A 4,323-nucleotide genomic window follows, 5' to 3' on the forward strand; every position below is an offset into this window, starting at 1 on the left:
GGCTCCCTACTCGTCGCTGCAGATCCTGGCTCTCTTCGTTGGCTATTCGCTTATCGTCCTCGGCGTCTTCGAGGTCGTGACGGGCTTCATGATCCGCAGGGCCACCGGCGCCACCCCCATCGCCGCGCCCGAGGACGCCGCTCCCTAGCCTCGACTGCACAGTCCTGACCCTTGGCCTGCGCGACTCCGTCTACTACAGTTCGTCGTAGGGAACGCGCAGCTCGGGAGATGGTGCAGGTGAATGCGCTCGACGTCTCGCGGTGGCAGTTCGGCATCACCACGTCTATCACTTCGTGTTCGTTCCACTGACCATTGGCTTGGCTCCGCTCATCGCGGTGATGCAGACCGTCTGGGTGATCACCGGCAACGCCTCCTGGTACCGGCTGACGCGCTTCTTCGGCAAGCTGTTCCTGATCAACTTCGCCCTCGGCGTGGCGACCGGCATCGTTCAGGAGTTCCAGTTCGGCATGAACTGGAGCGAGTACTCCCGATTCGTCGGCGACGTGTTCGGAGCCCCGCTCGCCATGGAGGGTCTGGTCGCGTTCTTCTTCGAGTCCACGTTCATCGGACTCTGGATCTTCGGATGGACGCGACTGCCCCGACTGGTGCACCTCGCCTGCATCTGGATCGTGGCGATCGCCGTCAACATGTCGGCCTTCTTCATCATCGCCGCCAACTGGTTCATGCAGCACCCCGTTGGAGCGCACTTCAACCCCGAAACCGGGCGCGCGGAGCTCACCAGCTGATCACCGCGGGCGGGGCGATGTTCGCGGCGTTCCCCGGCATGTACGCAACGCTGTTCTCCGGGCTGTATCTGCCGCTGCTGGCGATCCTCGTCAGCATGATCCTGCGCATCTGCGCCATCGAGTGGCGCGGCAAGGTCAACGACGCGCGGTGGCGGTCGTGGGCCGACACCGGCATCGCAGTCGGGTCGTGGATTCCCGCCGTGCTGTGGGGCGTCGCCTTCGCCGCGCTCGTGCGCGGCCTACCCGTGAACGCCGACAAGCAGATCGAGCTCTCCGCGACCGATGTGTTGAATCCGTACACGCTGCTGGGCGGACTCGCGACCGCAGGCTTGTTCGCCTTCCACGGTGCTGTCTTCGTCGCACTGAAAACCGAAGGGGCAGTGCGTAACAACGCTGCGCGGTTCGCAGAACTGCTGACACTTCCCGTCACCGTGTTGGTGGCGGTCTTCGGGCTGTGGACGCAACTTGCCCACGGCAAGGACTGGACGTGGTTCGTGTTGGCAGTGGCGGTGATCGCCCAGTTGTCGGCCGTCATGCTGGTCTGGAACCGGCGTGGCGACGGGTGGGCGTTCGCCTGCACGGCAGCAGTGGTGGCGGCGGTGGTGGTGTTGCTGTTCGGAGCGCTGTATCCCCAACTCATCCCCTCGACGCTCGATCCGGCGTGGAGCCTGACGATTCACAACGCCTCGTCGTCGCCGTACACCCTGAAGATCATGACCTGGGCCGGGCTGATCTTCGCGCCCCTGGTGATCGCATACCAGGCATGGACGTACTACATATTCCGGCAACGCATCTCAGCCAAGCGGATCCCCGAGCCCGCCGGTCTGTCGCCACGACGGACGTGAGGCGCTTCCCCGCCACCACCGCGATGCGACGACACCTCGCCGCATCGGTGTGTTGCGGTTTGCTGATCTCGGGCAGCGCCATCGCGAGCGCGGTGCTGCTGGCCCACCTCGTCGCAGGCGTCATCACCGACGAAAACTCGCGAACGGTGGCGCATTGGGCACCGACACTGTCAATCCTGTTGGGATTGTGGACGGTTCGGGTCCTGACCCAGTGGCTGCAGGCCGGCTCGGCCAGCGGGGCGCCACCGCGGCGATCGCGGAGCTGAACCAACGCATCCTCGTCACGGTGACCGCGCTACCGCCCCGCCAACTGGCAACCGTTCGTGCCGATGTTGCGCTGCTGACGACCCGCGGACTCGACGGCCTCCGGCCGTATTTCACCAGATACCTGCCCGCCGTGATTCTCGCGGTGCTGCTCACCCCTGCGGCGACAGTCGTGATGGTTTGTTACGACCTGCAATCCGCCGTCGTCGTCGTTATTGCGCTGCCTCTGGTGCCACTCTTCATGATCCTCATCGGACTGGTCACCCGAGACCGCTCCGCGGCCGCGCTGCGCGCCATGGCCACCTGCAGTCCCGCTCACTCGACCTGATCGCAGGCATCCCCACATTGCGCGCGCTCGGCCGCGCCGACGGTCCGCCGACAGAATCGCCGAACTCGGCTCCGTGCAAAGGCGTTCGACGATGGCGATGCTGAGGATCGCGTTCATGTCGGCCCTCGTCCTGGAACTGCTCGCCACGCTGGGCGTCGCCCTGGTTGCCGTCAGCGTCGGGCTTCGGCTCCTTTTCGGTGACCTCGCGCTCTCGACCGCCCTCACCGCGCTGCTGCTCGCGCCCGAGGTGTTCTGGCCACTGCGCCGGGTCGGCACCGAGTTCCACGCCGCACAAGACGGCCAGGCGGCCGCCGCCAAGGCCACGGACCTGCTCGACGTCGTCGCGGCCCCGAGCCACGGGCAGATGATCGCGAGCGCGACCTCGATCCGCCTCGAAGCGGTCGGTGTTGCGGGCCGGGGTGAGTCGGCCCCGCGCGACCTGACCGTCGACGTGACGCCGGGTTCGATCACCGTACTCACCGGACCCAATGGGTCCGGCAAGAGCACCGCCCTCGAGGTGATGCTTGGACTGACCCCGCCGACTTCTGGCCGAGCGTTGATCGGAGGAATCGATGCGGCCGAGCTCGACCCGAGGTCATGGTGGCGAGAGGTGGCCTGGTTGCCCCAACGCCCCGTGATGGTGCCGGGGACCGTGCGGGCCAACCTCGAGTTGTTCGGCCAGCTGCCCGACATCGAAACAGCTTGCCGGGCAACCGGCTTCGACGAAGTGTTGGCGACGCTGCCCGACGGCCTCGGTACGGTCATCGGTCGAGACCGGACCGGCCTGTCGCTCGGTCAGCGGCAACGACTCGCCTTGGCCCGGGTGCTTGGTTCGCCTAAACCCGTACTGCTGCTCGACGAACCGACCGCACATCTCGACGTCGCCCTGGAATCCCGTGTGCTGCGGACCATCGTGGAGCGGGCGAGGGCGGGCGCAGCAGCCGTCGTCGTCGGGCACCGCCAATCCGTCGTCGCGATAGGCGACCGCGTCATTCGACTCGGCGGTGAGCTCCTTGTTCCGCAATGATCCGCTCATCTGGGCCATGGGACTACTCCAGCCCAGGCTTCCGCGCATGGTGCTGGCCGCCGCGTTCGGCGTGCTGGCCCTCGGCAGCGCCCTGGCGCTCGCAGCAGTGTCCGCGTGGCTCATCACCCGGGCGTGGCAGATGCCACCGGTGCTCGATCTGACGGTCGCCGTGGTCGCCGTGCGCGCACTTGGCATCTCGCGGGGAGTGCTGGGTTACTGCGAACGGCTCGCTTCGCACGACGTGGCGCTGCGCTCGGCAGGCCGCGCCCGTACCCAGCTCTACCGCGCCTTGGCGGATGCGCCTGCCGAAGCGGTGATGCGCCTGCACAGCGGGGAGCTCTTGGCGCGCTTGGGCTCATCGGTCGACGAGCTGTCCGACGTGCTCGTGCGCGCAGTGCTGCCGACCGTCGTCGCCACGGTGTTGTCGGCGGTCGCGATCACCACGATCGCCGTCATCGCGCCCGCCGCCGCCGTGGCGCTGGCCGGCTGCCTGCTGATCGCCGGCGTGGTTGCGCCATGGCTGTCCGCGCGGGCCGCGTCGAGCACTGAAGCGCTCGCGGCGGATCACCACTCCGCCCGGGACGCCGCGCTGATGCTTGCCGTTGAGCACGCCCCGGAGCTTCGCGTCAGCGGTCGGCCCGACGATACGATCGCGGAAGCCACCAGCAGACAACGGGATTGGGGCAAGGTGGCCGATCAGGCCGCGCGGCCCGCAGCGGTGGCAGCTGCGGCCCCCACTGCCGCGATCGGTGCCAGCGTGCTCGGCGCGGTGATGGTGGCCATCGCGCTGGCGCCGACCATTGCCCCCACCACGATGGCCATCCTGATGTTGTTGCCATTGTCCGCATTCGAGGCCACCGCGGCCCTGCCCGGCGCTGCCGTCGCGCTGACCCGCGCCCGAATCGCAGCCACCCAGCTCCGGCAACTGGCCGCACCCGCGGCGCTCACCCGCACCCGCCCGACGCTCGCCCCTCTGGACGTCCGCCCCGAGTTGCTCACCCCGGACGCATTGTTCGCCGCCGATCGGACCGTCGTGGTCGCGACCCATCACCTACCCGACGACGTCGACTGCCCCATCATGTCGCCCAGCAACGGCGAGTAACCTCACCAGCA

Annotated in this window: 1 protein-coding gene and 3 pseudogenes; all 4 read left to right on the forward strand. The window is 67.8% G+C overall.

Going from position 1 to position 4,323, the window contains the following annotated elements; all coding sequences use genetic code 11:
* Positions 1 to 237 precede the first annotated feature (237 nt).
* A pseudogene (locus QOI01_RS18600) lies at positions 238 to 743 on the forward strand (cytochrome ubiquinol oxidase subunit I); the annotation flags it as partial.
* 20 nt (positions 744 to 763) lie between these two features.
* Positions 764 to 1,591, forward strand: a complete 828-nt coding sequence (gene cydB / locus QOI01_RS18605; RefSeq protein WP_526383492.1) for a cytochrome d ubiquinol oxidase subunit II — start codon at positions 764 to 766, stop codon at positions 1,589 to 1,591.
* Positions 1,592 to 1,614: 23 nt separating this feature from the next.
* A pseudogene (gene cydD, locus QOI01_RS18610) lies at positions 1,615 to 3,210 on the forward strand (thiol reductant ABC exporter subunit CydD).
* Positions 3,197 to 4,198, forward strand: a pseudogene (locus QOI01_RS18615) (ABC transporter transmembrane domain-containing protein); the annotation flags it as partial. The pseudogenes cydD and QOI01_RS18615, both read left to right, overlap by 14 nt.
* Positions 4,199 to 4,323: the final 125 nt, after the last annotated feature.

This window comes from Mycobacterium sp., assembly GCF_032162605.1.
Classification (GTDB): domain Bacteria; phylum Actinomycetota; class Actinomycetes; order Mycobacteriales; family Mycobacteriaceae; genus Mycobacterium.